Source organism: Thalassospira sp. UBA848, assembly GCF_002295455.1.
GTDB lineage: Bacteria > Pseudomonadota > Alphaproteobacteria > Rhodospirillales > Thalassospiraceae > Thalassospira.
Map to the genome: position 1 here is coordinate 39,653 of NZ_DBGS01000007.1, position 19,773 is coordinate 59,425.

The 19,773-nt window shown below is 55.6% G+C and carries 16 protein-coding genes; 10 read left to right on the forward strand and 6 right to left on the reverse strand.

Going from position 1 to position 19,773, the window contains the following annotated elements; translation table 11 throughout:
* A complete protein-coding gene (arsB, locus tag B2R48_RS01250) occupies window positions 1-1,032 on the reverse strand; it encodes an ACR3 family arsenite efflux transporter (protein WP_296996823.1) in 1,032 nt (343 codons plus the stop codon).
* Window positions 1,033-1,377, reverse strand: coding sequence for an ArsR/SmtB family transcription factor (locus B2R48_RS01255; protein ID WP_062955989.1), 345 nt, complete (start codon window positions 1,375-1,377; stop codon window positions 1,033-1,035). It lies immediately after the preceding gene.
* A gap of 161 nt (window positions 1,378-1,538) precedes the next feature.
* On the opposite strand from B2R48_RS01255, the gene B2R48_RS01260 reads away from it, so the two are divergent.
* The 3 genes from B2R48_RS01260 (at window position 1,539) to B2R48_RS01270 (ending at window position 4,646) form a co-directional block, all read left to right on the forward strand.
* Entirely contained in the window at window positions 1,539-1,862 is a 324-nt protein-coding gene (locus B2R48_RS01260) for an ArsR/SmtB family transcription factor (protein WP_296996828.1), read from the forward strand.
* Between the two features lie 50 nt (window positions 1,863-1,912).
* A complete protein-coding gene (locus tag B2R48_RS01265) occupies window positions 1,913-2,950 on the forward strand; it encodes a permease (protein ID WP_296996832.1) in 1,038 nt (345 codons plus the stop codon).
* Window positions 2,951-3,053: 103 nt separating this feature from the next.
* On the forward strand, window positions 3,054-4,646 hold the full coding sequence (locus tag B2R48_RS01270; RefSeq protein ID WP_296996835.1) for a peptide chain release factor 3: 1,593 nt from the start codon (window positions 3,054-3,056) through the stop codon (window positions 4,644-4,646).
* A gap of 213 nt (window positions 4,647-4,859) precedes the next feature.
* Here B2R48_RS01270 and B2R48_RS01275 read toward each other — a convergent pair whose 3' ends face one another.
* From B2R48_RS01275 to B2R48_RS01285, 3 genes are all read right to left on the reverse strand, one after another.
* Entirely contained in the window at window positions 4,860-5,189 is a 330-nt protein-coding gene (locus B2R48_RS01275; RefSeq protein WP_197146586.1) for an AzlD family protein, read from the reverse strand.
* Complete coding sequence (locus tag B2R48_RS01280) at window positions 5,186-6,019, reverse strand: AzlC family ABC transporter permease (RefSeq protein ID WP_296996837.1); 834 nt, start codon at window positions 6,017-6,019, stop codon at window positions 5,186-5,188. The genes B2R48_RS01275 and B2R48_RS01280 overlap by 4 nt, the downstream gene beginning before the upstream one ends.
* A 172-nt stretch (window positions 6,020-6,191) precedes the next feature.
* A complete protein-coding gene (locus B2R48_RS01285) occupies window positions 6,192-7,100 on the reverse strand; it encodes a LysR family transcriptional regulator (protein ID WP_296996839.1) in 909 nt (302 codons plus the stop codon).
* A 164-nt stretch (window positions 7,101-7,264) separates the two neighbouring features.
* Between B2R48_RS01285 and speB the strand changes: the two genes are divergently transcribed.
* Entirely contained in the window at window positions 7,265-8,320 is a 1,056-nt protein-coding gene (gene speB, locus B2R48_RS01290; RefSeq protein ID WP_296996841.1) for an agmatinase, read from the forward strand.
* Window positions 8,321-8,380: 60 nt separating this feature from the next.
* Here the strand turns inward: speB and B2R48_RS01295 are convergent, their stop codons facing one another.
* Window positions 8,381-9,280: an AraC family transcriptional regulator gene (locus tag B2R48_RS01295; protein WP_296996843.1), complete on the reverse strand. Its 900-nt coding sequence runs from the start codon at window positions 9,278-9,280 to the stop codon at window positions 8,381-8,383.
* Window positions 9,281-9,650: 370 nt separating this feature from the next.
* On the opposite strand from B2R48_RS01295, the gene B2R48_RS01300 reads away from it, so the two are divergent.
* The 6 genes from B2R48_RS01300 to B2R48_RS01325 all read left to right on the forward strand — a co-directional run bounded on the left by B2R48_RS01300 (window position 9,651) and on the right by B2R48_RS01325 (window position 19,772).
* Complete coding sequence (locus B2R48_RS01300; RefSeq protein WP_296996845.1) at window positions 9,651-11,762, forward strand: methyl-accepting chemotaxis protein; 2,112 nt, start codon at window positions 9,651-9,653, stop codon at window positions 11,760-11,762.
* A 341-nt stretch (window positions 11,763-12,103) separates the two neighbouring features.
* Entirely contained in the window at window positions 12,104-13,255 is a 1,152-nt protein-coding gene (locus B2R48_RS01305; RefSeq protein WP_296996847.1) for an efflux RND transporter periplasmic adaptor subunit, read from the forward strand.
* A gap of 2 nt (window positions 13,256-13,257) precedes the next feature.
* The gene (locus B2R48_RS01310; protein WP_296996849.1) at window positions 13,258-16,449 is read left to right on the forward strand and encodes an efflux RND transporter permease subunit; all 3,192 of its coding nucleotides are present in this window, start codon (window positions 13,258-13,260) and stop codon (window positions 16,447-16,449) included.
* A gap of 1 nt (window position 16,450) precedes the next feature.
* Window positions 16,451-17,902 carry an efflux transporter outer membrane subunit gene (locus tag B2R48_RS01315; RefSeq protein ID WP_296996851.1) on the forward strand — a complete coding sequence of 484 codons (1,452 nt, stop codon included), beginning with the start codon at window positions 16,451-16,453 and terminating at the stop codon, window positions 17,900-17,902.
* Window positions 17,903-17,997: 95 nt separating this feature from the next.
* Window positions 17,998-18,609, forward strand: a complete 612-nt coding sequence (locus tag B2R48_RS01320) for an alpha-ketoglutarate-dependent dioxygenase AlkB family protein (RefSeq protein ID WP_296996852.1) — start codon at window positions 17,998-18,000, stop codon at window positions 18,607-18,609.
* Window positions 18,610-18,725: 116 nt separating this feature from the next.
* The gene (locus B2R48_RS01325; RefSeq protein WP_296996855.1) at window positions 18,726-19,772 is read left to right on the forward strand and encodes a LacI family DNA-binding transcriptional regulator; all 1,047 of its coding nucleotides are present in this window, start codon (window positions 18,726-18,728) and stop codon (window positions 19,770-19,772) included.
* The last annotated feature ends 1 nt before the right edge of the window (window position 19,773 follow it).

Below are 19,773 nucleotides of genomic sequence, written 5' to 3' on the forward strand. Positions count from 1 at the left end.
TTAGTTTGCAATTTTTGATGGGGTGAACCAGCCGCGGGTGCGGTTGGCAATCGCGACGAGCGACAGCATCACGGGTACTTCGACCAGCACACCAACAACGGTGGCAAGGGCCGCACCCGATGAAAAGCCAAACAGCCCGATGGCCGTCGCCACAGCCAGTTCAAAGAAGTTCGAGGCCCCGATCATCGAAGACGGTGCAGCGATTTTATGCTCCACGCCCAGCACCTTGTTGGCGACATAGGCAATGGCGGCGATGAAATAGGTCTGCAAAATGATCGGCACCGCGAGAAGAGCAATGATCATCGGTTGGGCAAGGATCTGTTGCCCCTGAAAGGCAAACAGCAGAACCAGCGTGCTGAGCAACGCAATCATCGATACGGGTTTAAGCTTGGCATCAAAGCTGTTGAATGCCGCGACCCCGCCTTTCATGACGCGGTTTCGGATGATCTGCCCGGCAATCACCGGAATAACGATAAACGCCACAACCGAAATGGTCAGCGTTTCCCACGGAATAGTGATCGCCGAAATGCCCAGCAACAGGGCCACAATCGGCGCAAAGGCAAAGATCATGATCGTGTCATTGAGTGCCACCTGGGTCAGCGTAAAGTTTGCATCCCCCTTGGTCAGGTGCGACCAGACAAACACCATTGCTGTACAGGGGGCTGCCCCCAACAGGATCAGACCGGCGATATAGCTTTCAATCTGTGCTTCCGGCAAAAGCGGGCGGAATAGAAAGCCGATAAACAACCAGCCAAGGGCTGCCATGGTAAACGGCTTGATCAGCCAGTTCACACCAAGTGTTACGCCAATCCCGCGCCATTGGCGTCCGACTTCATGCAGGGCGCCAAAATCAACCTTCATCAACATCGGCACGATCATGAGCCAGATCAGAACCGTGACCGGCAGATTGATCTCATAGGCGGTCAGGTTGCCAATCGCCTGAAACATATCGGGGAACAGTTCGCCAAGGATGATGCCGACAATGATGCTTGCAGCGACCCAGATGGTCAGAAAACGTTCGAAAATACCCATCTAGCAGCATCCTTTGTCAGTGTTGGTGGCAGAACGGCTTGGCAACCCGCACAGTTCGGGGTGTCCTTGGCAGCAATCATCGGCAAGGAACCCCAAAAGATCGCGCATCGCATCTGGCACAATCCGGTAAATAATCGACCGGCCTTCGCGTGTGCTTGTGATCAGACCCGCCTGACTAAGCGTGGTCAGATGCGATGACATGGTATTGTGCGGAATGGATATCTGCCGGGCCAGTTCGCCCGCGGCAATGCCGTCATTCCCCGCCCGGACCAGCAACCGGAAAGCCGCCAGTCTGTGTTCCTGTGCCAGGGCGCCAAGGGCGCTGATTGCGTGTTTTGTTTCCATATGTCGGGAAATATCGACATATGGGCGTTCTGGCAAGTGACATTTGTATTTCAGTGATGCGGACTGTTATGCGTGAGAGCAAAAAAGTAATTTGAAACAGTAAGGTAGGTTCGATCAAAAAAATAAGTTTAAATAACTAGAAATATAGTTATAATAGCGCCATGAGCGAACAAACAGTTGCACCGGCCTTTGCCGCCTTGGGCCACGAAGCCCGTCTGAAAATCTATCGCCTGTTGGTAAAGGCAGGCGATGACGGGCTTAATATTGGCTATATCGGACGGCTGGTTGGACTTCCGGCCTCGACCCTTTCCCATCATCTGGGGACTTTGGTTCAAGCCGGTCTGGTCAAGCAGGAAAAGCAAGGCCGTGAAACCCGCAATCGGGCGGATTTTGATGTGATGCGTGATCTGGTCGGCTTTATCGCGGACGAATGCTGCAGCGGCGTTGATCTTGATGCCGAACGGGAACAGGAAACCGCCGACTAAGCGGCGCGTTTTTTTTGGATTAAAGAAACTAATTTTCTAGGGATATAGATATGACTGCCCTGACAGTTCAATTGCGCCGCTTTGGGTCATCTGCACGACAGATTGATCGTGTATTGCTGGGCGCCTGCATCATCCTTGCCACGATCTTTATCTTGGACGCGCCGCAAGTTGTGCCAAGCGTGCTGTTCACGGCCAATTCCTTTGCCGAAACTGCGCCGTTCCTTGTTCTTTCGATCGGGATTGCTGCTTATGCCACGGCAACCGGGGCCGATAACCTGATTTCACGCGCCTTTGCCGGGCGCCCGGTACGCATGGTCTTTACCGCTGCGGCCTTTGGTGCGCTGTCGCCATTTTGCTCTTGCGGGGTGATCCCGCTGATTGCGGCCCTGCTTGCCATGGGCGTTCCGCTGGCCCCGGTCATGGCATTCTGGCTGGCAAGTCCGGTGATCGATCCGGCGATGTTTGTTCTAACTATGGGGACGCTCGGCACTGATTTTGCCGTGATCAAGATGATTTCGGCGATTGCCCTTGGTCTGATGGGTGGTTTTGTCACCATGTGGTTGGGTGCGCGGGGTTTTCTGTCTGATCCACTACGCGACGGCGTTGGCAATGGCGGCTGCGGTGGTGCCAAGGTGCGCTCCCACAAGGCCGTTTTCTGGAAGTTCTGGCAGGATGGCGAACGGATCAAAAAGTTCCGCACGTCCGCTGTGTCGAACATGATCTTTCTGGGGAAATGGCTGGCGTTTGCCTTCCTGCTGGAAAGCATCATGGTTGCTTATGTCCCGGCCGAAAGTGTAAGTGGATTGCTTGGTGGGGACGGGCTGGCACCGATTGCGATTGCCACCCTTGTCGGGGTTCCTGCCTATTTGAACGGGTATGCTGCGCTTCCGATCATGGAAGGCCTGATTGCGCAGGGCATGCAATCGGGTGCGGCGATGGCATTTCTGGTGGCCGGTGGTGTGTCATCCATCCCGGCGGCGATTGCGGTCTTTGCGCTGGTGAAAAAACCGGTCTTTGCGCTTTATCTGGTCTATGCGCTGGTCGGTTCGTTCGCAATCGGCATCATTTCGCAAGCTTGGCTGAGTTAAACCGTCCGCTTCATGTCCGATATGATGATTTCACGGTGGCAATACCGTTAAAAATCGCTACATTGCGCGCCAAGAAATTCATATCGGATTAAAGTTGATAACCATGTCGATGATTGACCAGCAGGTATCGCGCCGCCGTACCTTCGCCATCATTGCCCACCCGGATGCGGGTAAAACGACCCTGACCGAAAAGCTGCTGCTGTTCGGGGGTGCCATTCAGATGGCCGGTGCGGTGAAGGCGAAAAAGGAACAGAAGGGTGCCCGTTCGGACTTCATGAAGATCGAACAGGACCGCGGTATTTCCGTGTCTTCGGCTGTGATGACCTTCGAGTTTGAAAAGAACATCTTCAACCTGCTTGATACGCCGGGCCACGAAGACTTTTCTGAAGATACCTATCGCGTGCTGACCGCAGTTGATTCCGCCGTCATGGTGATTGACGGTGCGAAGGGCATCGAGTCCCAGACCCGCAAGCTGTTTGAGGTCTGCCGTCTGCGTGATGTGCCGATCACGACGTTCGTTAACAAGCTTGACCGCGAAGCCCGTGATTCATTCGAACTGATTGATCAGATCGAACAGGATCTCGCCCTTGATGTCTCGCCGGTAACCTGGCCAATCGGGTCGGGCCGTGATTTCCATGGCTGTTACGATCTGGTCAATGATCAGCTTCTGTTCATGGAAAAAGGCGGCAATGTCGTCAAGGAAGCCATTCCGATCAAGGGTCTTGATGATCCAAAGCTTGATGAACTGATCCCGGACTATCTTCTGGAAAAGCTGCGCGAGGAAGTCGAAATGGTGCGCGAAATGTGCCCGCCATTTGACTTGCAGAGCTATCGCGAAGGGCATCTGACGCCGGTCTTCTTTGGGTCGGCCGTCAATAACTTTGGCGTGCGTGAATTGTTGCGCGGCATTGGCGAAATTGCACCGACCCCGCGCCCGCAAGAGGCGGCAACGCGTCTGGTCGAAGCGATTGAACCAAAGGTGGCGGGCTTTGTTTTCAAGGTACAGGCCAACATCGACCCGAACCATCGTGACCGCATTGCGTTTATTCGTCTGTGCTCTGGCCACTTCAAACGCGGCATGAAGCTCAAGCATGTCCGTGCCGGCAAACAGATGGCGGTGCATAACCCGATGCTGTTCTTTGCCAACGAGCGTGACATTGCCGAAGAAGCCTGGCCGGGTGATATCATCGGCATTCCCAACCACGGGACGCTTCGTATCGGCGATACCCTGACCGAGGGCGAAGAGCTTCGCTTCCGCGGTGTTCCGGCCTTTGCCCCGGAATTGCTGCAGAAAGTCCGTCTGGATGACCCGCTCAAGGGCAAGCACCTTCAGCGCGCGCTTGAACAGCTCGCCGAAGAGGGCGCCTCACAGGTCTTCAAACCGATGATGGGTGCAGACTGGATCGTGGGTGTGGTTGGGCAGCTTCAGTTCGAGGTTCTCAAAGAACGCATCGCGGCTGAATACGGCATCAAGGTGCATTTCGAACCGACCCCGGCCTATGCCGCGCGTTGGGTGGTTGGCGATCCGGCGGAAATCAAGAAGTTCCGCGATACCAACCAGTCCGCGCTGTTTGAAGATCACGATGAAACGCTGGTCTTCATTGCGCGCAATGCCTGGCATCTTGATACGACCCAAAGCGACTGGCCGAACCTCAAATTCGAATCCACTCGCGAACAGAACCTGATTGCTGCGTAATTAGCTCAGAATGCAACTGATTAAGATAAGGCCACTGATCCAATCGGTGGCCTTATTCGTTTGAGATAATCTTCCAAGCAGAATTGCCAATCTTGCAAGCTGGATGAGGTCGGTAGGGTCTTCGAGTGATGGCATGTGAGCTCCAACAATAAATTTGTCTCACACACCATTATTCACATATTTTCTGCTGACAGAATCGTCATGTTCAGAAACTTAGTTGCCGATGAAATATCGGCCAACACCGACCAGAACCATTCCGACCGCCATGGCGGCAAACAGGTTGCGCGCGAGTGCCATGGTAATCACGGTGGCAGCAGCACCAGCAATGCCAATCGCACCTGCCGAAAGGGCGCTTGGTACCCAGACGGAAATCAAAACGGCACCGGGCAGGCGTTCCAGCACATGCGCCCAACGGCCATGTTGCGGCAAACGGTCCGCCATCAGAAGGCCCCCCAAACGCATGCCATAGGTCACGGCTGCCATGCCAAGAATGGTCAGAACGGCTTCAAGACTGAAACTTGTCAGATCGGGAAATTGGGTCATTTGCCTGTCTCCACTGCGGGGGTGGCGCTGTTTGTGCCTTCCGGTGCGCTATAGGCATTGCGGCCTTCGACGGCAAATTCGGCCTCAAGGCTGTCATCATCCATGTCTTCACGCCATGTCAGCGCGGCAACAACCACCCCTGCACCTGCACCGACCAGGATCGACCAGGTTCCGGGCAAGGTGAAATGACCAATCACGGATCCGATGGCCGCTGCAATCCAAGGCAAAAGGTCAACGCGCCCCTTCCACATGCCAATGGTGAGTGCGGCAAACACGGCAGTGAACGCGAAATCAAGCGCATAGACTTCCGGGTCAGGAATGCCGCCGCCAAGCAGGTAACCAACCGTATTGCCCGTCGCCCAGACCACACCAAGGAACATCCCGCCGCCCAGCAAGAAGCCTGGATTGGCAAGGTCCTTTTGGGTCATCGACACGGCCCAGTTTTCATCGGCGACCATATGCATGCCGGTCACCTTGACCCAGAGCGGGCGACCGCGAAACACGGGGCGCAAGGATGCACCGATCAGGATATAGCGCATATTAATCACCGCGGTTGCGATGATGATGGTGGCACTCGGTATGGTTTCGCGCCACAGATCGACCGACACGAACTGTGCCGATCCGGCAAACACAGCCAGGCTCATGAATAAAAGTTCGCCAAGCGACAATCCGCGCTGTGCGGCCAGAACGCCAAGCACCGCACCAAAGATGATGGTGCTGGGCAAAAGCGGCAGGCAGGCAAGGGCGCCGCGTCTGATGGTGTCAGAACCAAAATGGCCCGTTTTGGGCTGGCTTTCCGGGTGTTTTTCGGGCTGTCCGGGGCGTGACATTTCCGACGTTTCCTATGGTTGTTGGCAGCCGGTTCTTTGGCGTGACCGGTGCGTCCTTTTTATCATGCGGTGGGCGAGGAGCCATTGTTTCAGGCTCCATAATGATCGACACCAGATAGTCGGTCTTGGACGATATTGCTATCGATTGCGATTGCCGGTTTTCACTTGGCAGTCAGGCAGCGTCGTCTGCGAAATCAGCAATCAGCATATCAAGAAACAGGTTGGTGATCGGGTCGGGCTGTTTGGTGTCATCAAGGCTTGCCTGAAACGTGACCTTCACCGTCAATCGGTCGGGCAGAATCATGCGCATGCGACCGGCATCGACAAACTGCTTGGCATAGTGTTCGGGCAGATAGCCCAGAAATGCACCTGACAGGATCAAACGTGCTTCGGCCTCCATGTCTGATACGGTCGCGTGTGGCCGGGCAATCGCGAATTCCTTTAGATCCCTGCCAAGCCAGGATTTGCGCCCGATCAGGCGGTAACGCCGGATTTCATCAATGTCGATTTTGTCATCGGGCTGCGTAAAAAGCGGATGGTCCGATCCGCAATAGAACCGATGGGTTTCACCGTAAAGGGGGATATAGCGCAGACCCAGAACGGTTTTTGGAAAACTGCAGATGCCAATCTGGATATTGTCGGTCACCACTTCGCGCAACAGGTCATTGGGCGGATAGGTCACGACATTGAGCGTCACATCCGGGGCGCGTTCCATAAAGCGTGCAATGGTTTTTTCGATCCGGCGTGCAGCAGGATCGGTGATGGTATTATCCGTCAGTCCGATGGTCAGGGTCCCGCTTAGCTTGTCACGCAACGCCCGCATCTTGGTTTCATATTGCGCAACAGATTTGAACAGCCGGTGGGCTTCTTCAAATACCACCTGTCCCTCAGCCGTCAGCGCAAAGCCACCCCGTCCGCGTTTGCAAAGTGTGAACCCAAGCCGGGTCTCAAGGGCGGTGACATAGCTTGAAATTGTTGAAAGTGACAGGTTGAGATCGCTTTGTGCAGCGGCAAATCCCCCGGCCTCTACGATGGTCAGGAAAATACGAAAAAGCTTCAGGTCCGCCTGTTCCGTGATCATCGGGTCAATTCCGTTCAGTAAAAGTCATTACTTTGGGGATTTCCAAAGTAAAGTTCAGAAATACGTGATTTTTAAGTGCCGCGCAATTTGATCTGATCGGGCCAACAACAATATCCGCCCATTGGTTCAATGTCCGCGAACCAATGCCCCGATCAGGAGGTCCCATGTTCACCGACGACAAGCTTGCAAAATTGCGCGAAAAATACGGCAACACCAAAGGCGCAGACATTTTTGATCCGCATTTTCGCGAAGTGGCTGCATCGCAGTTTTCTGAAAGTGGCGGGCGCAAATGGCCATTTGCCGGTGTGCCAACTTTCCTTGATGCGCCGTTTGCCGCCGATGCCGAGAACGAGAATTTTGCAGGCCTCGACATCGCGCTGGTTGGCGTGCCGATGGATCTTGGTGTCAGTAATCGTGCCGGTGCACGACTTGGCCCGCGTGCGGTACGCAATATCGAACGCATCGGTCCGTATGAACATGTCCTGCGCATGGTGCCCGGGGCCATGGCGCGCATTGCTGATATTGGCGATGTCCCGTTTCGCAGCCGATATTCATTGGAAAGCTGCCACGAGGATATCGAGGCCTATTTCAATAAGATCGTTGGTGCCGGTGTCATTCCGATTGCCATCGGCGGGGATCATTCGATCAGCTATTCGATCCAGAAGGCGGTCGGCAAGGATCGCCCTGTCGGCATGATCCATCTTGATGCCCATTGTGATACCTGCGGGGAATATGATGGATCGCGGTTCCATCATGGTGGCCCGTTCCGCGAGGCGGTGATGGATGGTGTGCTTGATCCCGAACGCACCATACAAATCGGCATTCGCGGCTCGTCGGAATATGTCTGGGAATTTTCCTATGACAGCGGCATGACCGTGATCCACGCCGAAGAAGTCCCGAAAATGGGCGTTGAGGCCGTCATCGCCAAGGCGCGCGAAGTGGTCGGCGATGGCCCGGTTTATCTGTCCTTTGATGTTGATTGCCTGGATCCGTCCTTCGCACCAGGCACGGGCACGCCAGAAGTCGGTGGCCTGACCTCGCGCGAGGCATTGGCGATCCTGCGTGGTCTTAAGGGGATTGATTTTGTCGGTGCCGATGTTGTCGAGGTTGCCCCGCAATATGATGCCACGACCAACACCGCCCAGGTCGCGGCACAGGTTCTGTTTGAAGAGCTTTGTCTGGTGGTCGACGCGATGAAGCGTCGCAATGGCGAAGCATAAGGCCTTGCCGTAAAACCCGATAAACGACCTGTCCGTCCGCTTTGTCGTTATGGACAGGTCTTAATGATCAAGACTGGCGATAAACGCACCGGGACTGACACCCCACATGGCCTTGAAATGTCGGTTCAAATGGCTTTGGTCGGCAAAGCCCGTGGCAGCTGCTGCATCAGCAATGGTTGATCCGTCAAACAGCATCCGCTTGGCCCGGCGCAATCGCATATGGTTGAAATAGGTGTGTGGCGGAAGCCCGGTTGCTGCACGGAAAACGCGGAGCAAATGAAACCGGCTAAGCCCGGTCACTGCGGCCAGATCATCCAGTGATATATTCGCATCCAGATGGGCCGCCATATAGTCAATCACCGCCTCGACGCGCTTGTCCTCGGACCCCGGTTGATAGGAATAGGGCGGGGCATCCGCATGGCGCAGCGCAAAGCGGGCTGCGCTGTAAAGAAGCTGGCTGTCGCGTTCCAGCAACCTGTTTGAGCCGTCTTCTTCCGGCCGGAACAGGCGGTGCAGACCTTGCAGTTGCAAATGCAATTCCGGGTCATTGACCACACAGGTGCCAAAGAATGGCAAGCCGGTGTTCTTTGGTGATGTCTCTGCCACCAGTTCACCAAACACCTTCGGGTCGATGAACATGATTTGGTACTGATACCCATCATCAGATGCCGGGCCACCGTCATGAACTTGCATCGGGTTCATCATCAATATCTGTCCGCGCGCGGCGACATAATTGGTCCCACGCGTCATGAACCGCTCGGCCCCATTCAGGATAGTACCAAACGCGTAATAGTCGTGGCTGTGTTTCGGGAAAGAGAAATTCTTGTAGTCGGCCTCGAACATATCAATGCCGTCGGCTGCCCGCCAATGACGGGCAATCTCGCGGGGACGCCTGGACGCCGGTCGGGATGATCCCGGACGTCGGGCAGGCGCAGAGCTATGTCGCGACGCGTTGTTCATCGCCTCATTATAGCGTTTCTAACGATGCGGAGCTTGTACAATATTGTCATGGCGACATTTTAATCCGCCTTCTTCCAATGGGTGCCAGAAAGCGAAAATGGGTCTGGCTGTCGTGCCGATTCGCGGACCAAGACCGCAAAACTGACTTTTTGACGCATTTTGAAATGGATAATGTGCCCCCGCCCAATTGTATAGATGCATGTTCATATGAACATTTTCAGGCGGGCATTTTGTTGTTTTCTATATTCTGAATGCGCGTCTTGTACGTTGCGACATGGACAAATGCTGATTTCATCCAACTGAAACAATCCCGGACGCCGAGCGGATGTAAGGATCACGCCAAGTGTAGTTCTTACTGTTTGGATGTCCCATGTTTCTTGACCGAATTCGCATTGGTTCGCGCATTTTCGCTGGTTTCTTCGTTCTTGTGGTTATGCTTGTCGGCCTGTCTGCGCTGTCTTCAACCTATTTGCTGGGGTTTGGTTCCCATGCAGACCGCATAGCCAAAAGCACTGGGTTGGTCGGACTTGCCAACGACTATGCATTGCGCCTTGAACGCCTGTCCAATCAGGTTCTGCTGTTTGCCCAAACGGTCGACCCGCTTGATCGTGACGGCATCGCCACGATCCGCGAAGCAGCAGAGCAAAGCGGCGCGACGTTGGTAGCTGAACTGCGGATGAATGGTGATACTGAGCGGGCCGATGCGCTTGAAAGCCTGAGCGCAGATTACATCGCGACGCTTGAACCACTTGTGCTGCGCGCGGAAAACCTGTCTGCGGCGTCAGAAACCATGTTGCTTGGGGCCAATCAACTCGGAAAATCTGCGGCCCGGCTCGAAGATTTCATCGCCAAGCGAAACCCGGCCATCGCCGAAAAATTCGCCGACAAACTTGCAACAGCCAATTTGTCCGCAATCGTTAATTCGTTGCAGTTCTCGATACTGCGCACCCCGGAATCCCTTGATGCCGCACGCACACAGACCTCTGCCCTGACGGACTTGCAGGAAGAAATCAAATCTTCCTTTGATGGCTTGACCCGCAATGACAAAAAGCTGTTTTCCTATGCAATTCGCGACAATGATTTGCTGAAACAGGGGGCAAATCAGTTGGAAGCCTCGATTGCCGGTTTCCGCCAGTCGATGGATGCCTTTAAGTCGGCGGTCCGCGAAGTTCAGACCATCACCCAGAACATTCGATCCGATGCGATGGCCAATCAGATCGCGCTTGTCGATGCTGCGCACAGCCAGTCAGAAAACTCTGCCCTGACCAACATTGTGGTGGCGGCCATCGGTGTTGTGGTTGCTGTTGCCCTGGCTCTTGGGATCGCCATGAGCATCCTGCGCCCACTTAAACGTGTAAATGGCGACATGACCCGCCTGAGCGAAAACGACACCAATATCGCCCTTGCCGATATCCAGCGTCGTGACGAATTCGGTGCAATGTCGCGCACGGTGGCCATTTTCCGGGAAAATGCGTTTAAGATCGAAAGAATGGCTGAAGAACGCATCACGCTTCAGCGCATCGAAGAGGAAAAACGCCGCGCCTCATTGGGGGCGATGGCCGAAACGATTGAAGGCGAAACCACGGGCCTTGTTAAATCGGTCAATCATCAGGTCACCCGTATGCGTGAAGCCGTGATTGAAGTCGCGGCAGCGGCCGAACGTGTGACGGTGCAAACCGAATCTGCGAACGGTGCCGCACAGGACAGCCAGTCACATTCCAATGCCATTGGTGATGCTGCCAACCGCCTGCGCGAAGCCATCGTCTCGATTGCCAACCGCGTCGAGCATCAGCGCGAAATTGCCCAGAACGCCGTCGGTTCGACCGAGGAATCGGCAAAGGCCGTCGATGACCTGCGCGAAGTGGCGACCAGCATCGAACAGATTGTCGATCTGATCCGCGGCATTGCCGGGCAAACCAACATGCTGGCTCTTAATGCGACGATCGAGGCCGCCCGTGCGGGGGATGCCGGCAAGGGCTTTGCCGTGGTCGCCGCCGAGGTTAAAAACCTTGCCAGCCAGACCGAGCGCGCCACCGAACAGATCACCGAACATGTCAATGCCATGGGTGCTGTGACGGATCGTTGCGTCGCTTCGATGGAAGACGTCGGCGTGACGGTGCGCTCCATGATGTCGATTTCCGAAGAAGTCGCAGGTGACGTTGAACATCAACGTCGCGAGACCGAGGAAATCACAGGCGCCATCGCCCTTGCCGGGGATGCGGTACGCAATGTCGGAACAGCCATCGGGGCGGTTTCCGAAGACATCGAAGTTACCCGCAAGCTAAGTCTGGATCTGAACCGCCGTGCGGATGAGGTTGATCGCAATGTGACCGAGCTCACAGCATCCCTTGATCGGGCGGTGGCCTCTGCCGCAGGTGACGAAGGAATTGATGCTGAGAACAACAATACCGCTGTTGATGATAGCTGGCACGAAGACAATCTGCTGACCTTCCCGCAAGAGCAAAGGCGCGGTGCTGCCTGAACAGCTGCTTGCCAAGGATAATCAGACAACCAAAATTCACATTTGAACGACACGGGCCTGTTCACCGTATATCTGGTGTGCAGGCCCGATGCATTTGGTCTGCATTTTCGGTGCAAAACACAGGTTTTGTCAGCGGTTAAGATACAAACTGCGACGTTTCTGATACACTTTTTGTGTGGTTCTGACTGGCTGGTTGCAATATCGTTTCCCCCAACGGAAACCCACAAACGCATGACAACCTGAACTGGTACTGAATTGAAATACCGACACTTTCCCGGTGTGGGAAAAGGGTTGTTTGCTTTAAGGCTGTTTGGTCAGTCCGACTTGGAAGTATCAATGTGATGGCGCGTAAACCGACGCTTCTGATCGCAGGTGTTGCACTGATTGCAGTTGCAGCCTCTGCCTATTTCTTTGCCAAAGACGACATCACGGCGCTGATTGCGCCCGATGCGCAACCCGCAAGCGTGGCGCAGCGCGGCGGTGGGGATCGCAGCCTTCCGGTGATCGCCGAACATGCCAGCCTGATGGATGAAAAAACCGTTGTTGAGGCTGTCGGGACCGGCAAGTCCGCCCTTGGTGTTTCGATCTATCCTGCGGTGTCGGGTGAGGTTGCTGATGTGCTGGTTCGGGCTGGTGCCAAGGTGACCAAAGGTCAGGTCCTTGTCATTCTTGATGCCGAACGCGAACGCCTTGCCCGCGATCTTGCGGCTGTTCAGGTGCGCGATGCCCAACAGCTTCTTGACCGGTATGAAAAGGCCCGGCCACTTGGCGCTGTTGCCGAAAGCGAAGTTGATACTGCCCGGACTGCGCTGGCCGAGGCCCGCATTCAACTTGATCAGGCCGAGGTTAATCTGGCGGACCGAACCATTCTGGCCCCGTTTGATGGCATTGTCGGCATTCCACAGATCGAGGCGGGCGATCGCGTGGACAGCTCGACCATCCTTCTTACCCTGGACAATATCGACAGCATCCTGGTTGATTTCGAAGTTGCCGAAACCCGGTTTGACAATGTCCGTCCCGGCCAGTCGGTGCGGGTTGAAACGTGGAGCCTGCCGGGCGAAGAGTTCACCGGTGTGGTCGAATCTATTGGTAGCCGAATTGACCCGGAAAGCCGCACCTTCGCCGTGCGTGCCCGCGTGCCAAATCCCAACGGCCGTTTGCTCGCCGGGATGTCTTTTGCGGTTTATGTCGATATCGAAGGAAAACAGTATCCCTCGGTGGCGGAAATCTCTGTGCTTTGGGGCGATGAGGGTACCTATGTCTGGCGGATTGATGACGAGAACAAAGTGTCGCGTGTTCCGGTCCGGGTCGTGAAACGAACCAATGGTCGCATTCTGCTTGATGGTGGAATTGCGCAGGGTGACCTGGTTGTCGTCGAGGGTGTCTTGCGCCTGCGCCCCGGGCGGACCGTTTCCGCAACCATTCGCGGTGACAACAATGCTGGCGGCACTGGTGGCGTTGCCATCCGTGAAGACACTGGCGAGGGGTCCTGATCATGTCGACAGGAACCGGCAATCACGACCAAAACGATCTAGCGTCACTCAGTATCCGACGCCCTGTTCTGATCTGCGTGGTTGCCATGCTGATCATCCTTGCCGGTCTGGCTGCGATGCTGGGTGTCGAAATTCGCGAACTGCCCAATGTCGACCGCCCGACCATCACCGTGACCGCCGACTATGATGGTGCATCACCTGAAACAGTCGATGCCGAAGTGACCGGCATCATCGAAAGTGCAGCTTCGCGTGTTAGCGGGATCAAGGAAATCAGTTCCCAAAGCGAAGAGGCCAATGCACGCATCCGCATCGAATTCTACCCCGACGTTGAAATCAACGATGCCGCCAGCGACATCCGCGAAGCCATCAGCCGGGCAGAACGCAGCTTGCCCGACGGAGTGGAAAACATTCGTGTGGTCAAGGCTGACGCCGATGCCAGTGCCATCATGCGCATTGCGGTTGTCAGCAACCGCCTGACCGAAGAAGAACTTGCCAACATTGTCGAAGACCAGATCAGCCCATCCTTGCTGTCTGTTCCCGGTGTGGCAGAGGTCGGGGTCAACGGGGATCGTGAACGTGTCTTGCATGTGCGCGTTGATCCGCTGCGCATGGCAAGCTTCGGCCTGTCGGTTCAGGATGTGGCAGATCTGTTGCGCACGGCGCAATTTGATATTCCGGCAGGCAGTTTTGAATCATCGGACCAAAAGCTTTTTGTCCGTGCCGATGCGTCGGTATGGGAAGTCGACAAACTTAATCAGATGCTGGTGCGTGACAGCGTGCTTCTGGGTGATGTTGCGGATATTTATTACGGCCCGGATGATGCGACATCCTATGTGCGATTGAATGGTCGCACCGTGATCGGGCTGAGTATTACCCGACAGGCGCAATCCAATACGATCGCGATTTCCAATGGTGTGCGCGAGGTGGTTGAACGCCTCAATCAGCAATATGATGACCTTGATGTTTTCGTGAATTCCGACGATGCGGTCTTCATCGAAGGCGCGCTTTGGGAAGTGATCTTTAGTCTGGGTTTGGCCATCCTGATTGTCATTGCGGTGCTGTATCTGTTCCTGCGCTCCTTCACGGCAACTCTTATTCCGACCATCACCATTCCGATTGCCCTGATCGGCACGGTCGCTGCGATCTGGGCGATGGGCTTTTCGATCAACATCCTGACCCTTCTGGCCCTTGTGCTGGCAACCGGCATGATTGTCGATGATGCGATTGTTGTTCTTGAAAACATCCAGCGCCGTCGACATCAGGGGCTTGGGTCGATGGCGGCGGCGGTCCTTGGCTCACGACAGGTCTTCTTTGCTGTTGTTGCTACAACACTTACGCTGATTTCCGTCTTTGTGCCGATTTCCTTCCTGCCCAGCACGGCCGGGCGGTTGTTCCGGGAATTCGGCTTCGTGCTGGCTTTTGCGGTGGCTGTGTCATCCTTTGTTGCCCTGTCCCTATGCCCGATGCTGGCATCACGGCTTAAACATATCGATCCACATGACGGCAAGGCCGACGATGCGCCCAACATGCTGGAACGCTTTGGCTTCTTCTGTGCCGGGATCTATCGCCGTATTCTTGAAGCAGCCCTTGGCAGCCCGGTTATAACCTTGATGGTTTGTATCATTGCCGGCGGAACGGCCTTTGGTGTTTATACAACTGTGACGCAGGAATTGCTGCCCGACGAGGATCGCGGTCGTATTCTTGTTTCCATGCGGGGTCCGGACGGGGTTGGCATCGACTATATGGACCGTCAGGTCGAGGCGGTTGAAGACATCCTGCGTCCAGTGGTCGAGGCGGGGGATGCCTATAACATCTATACCATTGTTGGTCTGTGGGACCCCAACCGTGCCCTTGTGATTGCCCCGCTTAAACCATGGGAAGATCGCACCAGCTCGCAACAGGAAATCACGGCGTCGATCCGGGGCGATCTGAATGCGCTTCCGGGCGTGCAGGCCTATATCTGGCAGCCCAACAGTCTGGGCTTGCGCGGTGGCACGGGCGAGGGGCTTGAATTTGCCCTGACCGGGACAAGCTATCGCAAGCTGGCCGAAAATGCCCGCGCCATGCAGCAGGAAATCGAGGCGAACTATCCCGGCCTCACCGGCCTTCGGGTGTCCTATCAGACCACCCAGCCACAGCTTCTGGTGAATATTGATCGCAGGCGCGCCTTTGATCTGGGCATTCCGATCGAAGAACTCGATACAACTTTGCGTGCGATGATCGAGGGGTACGAAGTCACCGAAATCAATGTCGATGACCAGAATGTGCCGATCAAGTTGCGCAGTGCGCTCGGCAGCATCAATGACCCGTCCGATCTTGAAAACCTGTTTGTGACCGGCACCAATGGCCGCATTTTGCCATTGTCATCCGTGATCACACTCAGTGAAGAGGCGGTTGCCTCCGAACTTGAACGCGAAGGACAGCAACGCGCTGTTACCATCTCGGCCAACCTGACACCGGGCTATACCCTGGCCGAAGCGGTCGCGGATGTGAACGCGGTTGGCGATGAATTGCTGCCACCAGGTGTTGGCATCCTGTTCCTTGGCAATGCTGCGGCGTTGGGCGAAACCGCCAGCGATGTACAGATTACCTTCCTGATTGCTGTTCTGGTCGTGCTCCTTGTTCTGGCTGCCCAGTTCGAAAGCTTTACTTCGGCCCTTGTAGTGGTTTTGACCGTGCCCTTTGGCCTTGCGGCCGCCATCTATGCGCTGGCGCTTAGTGGTACCTCGATCAATATCTATAGCCAGATCGGGTTGGTGATGTTGGTTGGACTTATGGCCAAGAATGGGATTCTGGTTGTTGAATTTGCCGATCAGTTGCGCGATGCGGGTAAGTCTGTGCGTGAAGCCGTGCATGATGCGGCGATGGTGCGCTTGCGCCCGATCATGATGACCATGATCTCGACCGTTCTGGGGGGCTTGCCGCTTGTCCTTGGCACGGGTGCCGGGGCCGAGGCACGCGCAGCTATTGGCTGGGTGGTATTTGGCGGTCTTGGCTTTGCGACGGTCTTTACTTTGTTCCTGACCCCGGTGCTTTATTTGTTGTTGGCTCCGCTGGTGTCGGCCCGTGCCGATGGCGGCAAGAAGCTGCAATCACAGTTGCGTGCTGCAGAAGCCATTCCTGATCACGGCGAGGCGGCATCACATGTCGCGGCGGAGCCCGGAAGTGACGGTCTTCAAGGAAGTGTGAAATAATATGAATAATTCTCACATTTCTGTGATTTCGGGCATTGCCCTTTTGCTCGCACTGGCGGGGTGCCAGTCCGTCGGACCGGATTATACCGCCCCGAACTTTGATCTTGTTGGCGCCTATACGCCGGAAATTCCGGTGATTGCCGCCAATCAGAACGAACAGGGCCGTTGGTGGGAAAGCACAACCGATCCGGTTTTAAATGGTCTGATTAATGAAGGGGTCGACAACAATATTGATCTTCAGATCGCGATCAGCCGTATCCGTGCCGCTGCCGCAACCGCACGCGGTGTTGCCGGGGCGAATGGGCCGCAGGTCGGCGCATCGGTGGATGGTTCGGCAAGTCGTTCGACCTCAAGCCGTGCCAGTGGTGATCAGGTGTCCGATATGGGTTATGGCGCGGGCATTGATTTGTCCTGGACCGCCGATATCTGGGGTGGTCAGACGCGTGAGGAAGAAGTCGCCGAGGCAGATTATCTTCAGCAGGTATATCTGCGTGAAGATGTCTATCGCACGATGATTGCCGATATCATCACAAACTATATCGAATTGCGCGGGGCACAGCGGCGTTTGGCACTTTTGCAGGACTCCCTTGATCTGCAACGTCAGACCAGCAACATCGTGCAAGTGCGTTTGCAGACGGGCCTTGGCTCGGAACTTGATCTGTCACGTGCGCGCGCCGAAGTCGCCGATCTCGAAGCAACGGTCCCGACCCTGCAAACCACCATTGATCGCTCGATCAATGCGATTTCTATTCTCGTCGGTGCACAGCCGGGAACGCATCGCGATCTGTTGCTTGATGCATCACCGCTTCCCGAGTTTCAAAGCAGCCCACCAATTGGTATTCCGGCCGATCTGCTGCGCCGTCGCCCGGATGTGCGCGCGGCCGAACTGGCCCTGATTTCTGCGACCTCGCAAATCGGTGTGGAAACCGCAACGCTTTATCCGGAATTGTCCCTTGATGGGTCACTCGCCCTTGGTGTTACCGGCTATGGCACCGGGCCGATTGTCCGCACCGCCATGGCCGCCATCGGGGCGCTGATTGATGCGACCCTTTATGATGGCGGGGAACGCCGTGCCAATATTACTGTCGCCGAGGAAGAGGCAGAACAAGCCTTCCTGACCTACCGCCAGACGCTTCTGAACGCGATCGAGGAAGTTGAAAGCGCGATTTACGGCTATGTCGGGGCGGTGGCACAGCGCGATTCCCTGATTGCATCAGTGCAATATCACCGCGAGGCCTTTGAACAATCGCGTGTGCGTTATGTACAGGGGCTTTCGGACTTCCTTGATGTACTTGATTCCCAGCGCAGCCTGACCTCGTCGCTGCAATCACTTGCCGATTCCGAGACCGATCTGGAACTTGAAACCATCAATCTCTATAGCGCGGCGGGGCTGAGTGTCGAAGACGTAGAGCGTTATGCCAAAGAGGCCGATGTGACGCTTGCGAATGGTTAGAAAGCGCTGCAAAAACGCATATATCAGTGAACTGTGGCTTGAGTTTCCTGATCTTTCATCCTAGGTCTTTGGCAATCTGCATTCCGGGGACAATCATGACCGGCGATCTGTTTGCCAATGAACCACCACGCAACCTTTTGCCCTTTGATGGCGAAGTGTTGCTGCTGCGTGACATCATGGCCGCCGATGACGCCGACAAGACCTTTGCCCGACTTCAAAGCAACATCGTCTGGCAACAGGAAACCGCCAAAATCCATGGCAAGGAAATCCCGGTCCCGCGCCTGACTGCGTGGTATGGCGAGGTGGCCTATCGCTATAGCGGGGTCTATCACCCGGCCAGTCCGTTTCCCTCTATCGTTGCCCCTTTGCGCACACTGGCCGAAGAACTGTCTGGCGCGGCATTCAATACAGTGTTGTTGAACCAGTATCGTGATGGGCGCGACAGTGTTTCCTGGCATGCCGATGACGAGGAGGTTCTGGGCGAAAACCCGGTGATTGCCAGCCTCACCTTCGGGCAGGAACGCCGGTTTCATTTCCGCCACAAGAAAACCGGCGATCGCATCAGCGTCGATCTGCCCCACAACTCCGCGCTGATCATGTCAGGCGCGACCCAGCGTTGCTGGCTGCATCAATTGCCAAAGACCGCCCGTCAGGTTGGCCCGCGGATCAATCTGACCTTCCGCAATACCCGCCCGGAAAGCCGATAAATTATCGCGTCGTGACGTGGCAATGCGTTCTGGTAGTATCGTGCAGGACTTGGCTATAGTGTCGGTAATTCAACTGGCTAACGATTACACACGACGGTTTCGGGGATAAGGCACGCATGGCAAAACGCGTAAAACTTCTGGATGTCGCCAAGGCGGCCGGGGTTTCGCAAGGGACAGCGTCGAATGCGTTTGGCAAGCCTGATCTGGTCCGCCCGGAAGTCCGCGAACGCATCTTTGAAGCCGCGCGTGAACTGGGTTATCGCGGACCGCATGTCATGGCGCGCATGCTGCGCACGGGCAAAGCCGGGGCGCTTGGTGTCGTTTTCCCTGATAATCTTGAATATGCCTTTAGCGATCCGGTGGCGATTGAATTGCTGCGCGGGATCGGGCGCGAATGCGCGCGTCATGGTGTGAATGTCATGATCATCTCGGCCGAAAACCCCGAACAGGCGATTGCGGCGGTCAACAATGCGGCGGTTGATTCCTTTCTGGTGCATTGCTATTCCGATAACAATGACATCATCAAAGCCATCCAGCGCCGAAACCAGCCCTTGATCAGCATTGATACCGACATTTCCGGGGCGGCGGGTACTGTGGTGCTTGATGACTTTGCCGCGGCGAAAAATGCTGCGCAGCATTTGCTTGATTGTGGGGCGTCAAAGTTTGCAATTCTGTCATTGCAAGCCACCGAGCATGATCATTTCGGCCCGATGAGCCCCAATCGTCTGGGGGCTGCCAGCCACCGGGTGGTGCGCGAACGTCTGGCGGGCTATCACGCCGCACTTGAGGCCGCGGGCATTGTCGCCACTGATGTCGTCCATATCGAATGCGACAACCAGTCCGCTCACAGTGCGAAAATGACGACAGAGCTTCTGTCAAACCATCCCGACATCAATGGCATTCTCGCCATGTCGGACGTGATCGCGATTGGCGCGATTGATGCTGCCCGCGCCATCGGCCGAAGCGTGCCGGGCGATCTCAAGGTCATCGGCATTGATGGCATTGCTGCTGGCGAACGCACCGACCCTCCGCTTACCACCATGTATCAGGATTCCGTCGAGAAAGGGCGGCTTGCCGCCGAAATGGCGCTGTCGGATGCGCCGGGCAAAACCATCACGCTTGAAACCAGCCTGTTGCTGCGTGGCTCAAGTAAGGTAGAGTGAC

Coding starts and splice junctions, on each gene's coding strand:
- arsB (WP_296996823.1), bottom strand. CDS start 1,032: ATGGGTATTTTCGAACGTTTTCTGACCATCTGGGTCGCTGCAAGCATC.
- B2R48_RS01255 (WP_062955989.1), bottom strand. CDS start 1,377: ATGGAAACAAAACACGCAATCAGCGCCCTTGGCGCCCTGGCACAGGAA.
- B2R48_RS01260 (WP_296996828.1), top strand. CDS start 1,539: ATGAGCGAACAAACAGTTGCACCGGCCTTTGCCGCCTTGGGCCACGAA.
- B2R48_RS01265 (WP_296996832.1), top strand. CDS start 1,913: ATGACTGCCCTGACAGTTCAATTGCGCCGCTTTGGGTCATCTGCACGA.
- B2R48_RS01270 (WP_296996835.1), top strand. CDS start 3,054: ATGTCGATGATTGACCAGCAGGTATCGCGCCGCCGTACCTTCGCCATC.
- B2R48_RS01275 (WP_197146586.1), bottom strand. CDS start 5,189: ATGACCCAATTTCCCGATCTGACAAGTTTCAGTCTTGAAGCCGTTCTG.
- B2R48_RS01280 (WP_296996837.1), bottom strand. CDS start 6,019: ATGTCACGCCCCGGACAGCCCGAAAAACACCCGGAAAGCCAGCCCAAA.
- B2R48_RS01285 (WP_296996839.1), bottom strand. CDS start 7,100: ATGATCACGGAACAGGCGGACCTGAAGCTTTTTCGTATTTTCCTGACC.
- speB (WP_296996841.1), top strand. CDS start 7,265: ATGTTCACCGACGACAAGCTTGCAAAATTGCGCGAAAAATACGGCAAC.
- B2R48_RS01295 (WP_296996843.1), bottom strand. CDS start 9,280: ATGAACAACGCGTCGCGACATAGCTCTGCGCCTGCCCGACGTCCGGGA.
- B2R48_RS01300 (WP_296996845.1), top strand. CDS start 9,651: ATGTTTCTTGACCGAATTCGCATTGGTTCGCGCATTTTCGCTGGTTTC.
- B2R48_RS01305 (WP_296996847.1), top strand. CDS start 12,104: ATGGCGCGTAAACCGACGCTTCTGATCGCAGGTGTTGCACTGATTGCA.
- B2R48_RS01310 (WP_296996849.1), top strand. CDS start 13,258: ATGTCGACAGGAACCGGCAATCACGACCAAAACGATCTAGCGTCACTC.
- B2R48_RS01315 (WP_296996851.1), top strand. CDS start 16,451: ATGAATAATTCTCACATTTCTGTGATTTCGGGCATTGCCCTTTTGCTC.
- B2R48_RS01320 (WP_296996852.1), top strand. CDS start 17,998: ATGACCGGCGATCTGTTTGCCAATGAACCACCACGCAACCTTTTGCCC.
- B2R48_RS01325 (WP_296996855.1), top strand. CDS start 18,726: ATGGCAAAACGCGTAAAACTTCTGGATGTCGCCAAGGCGGCCGGGGTT.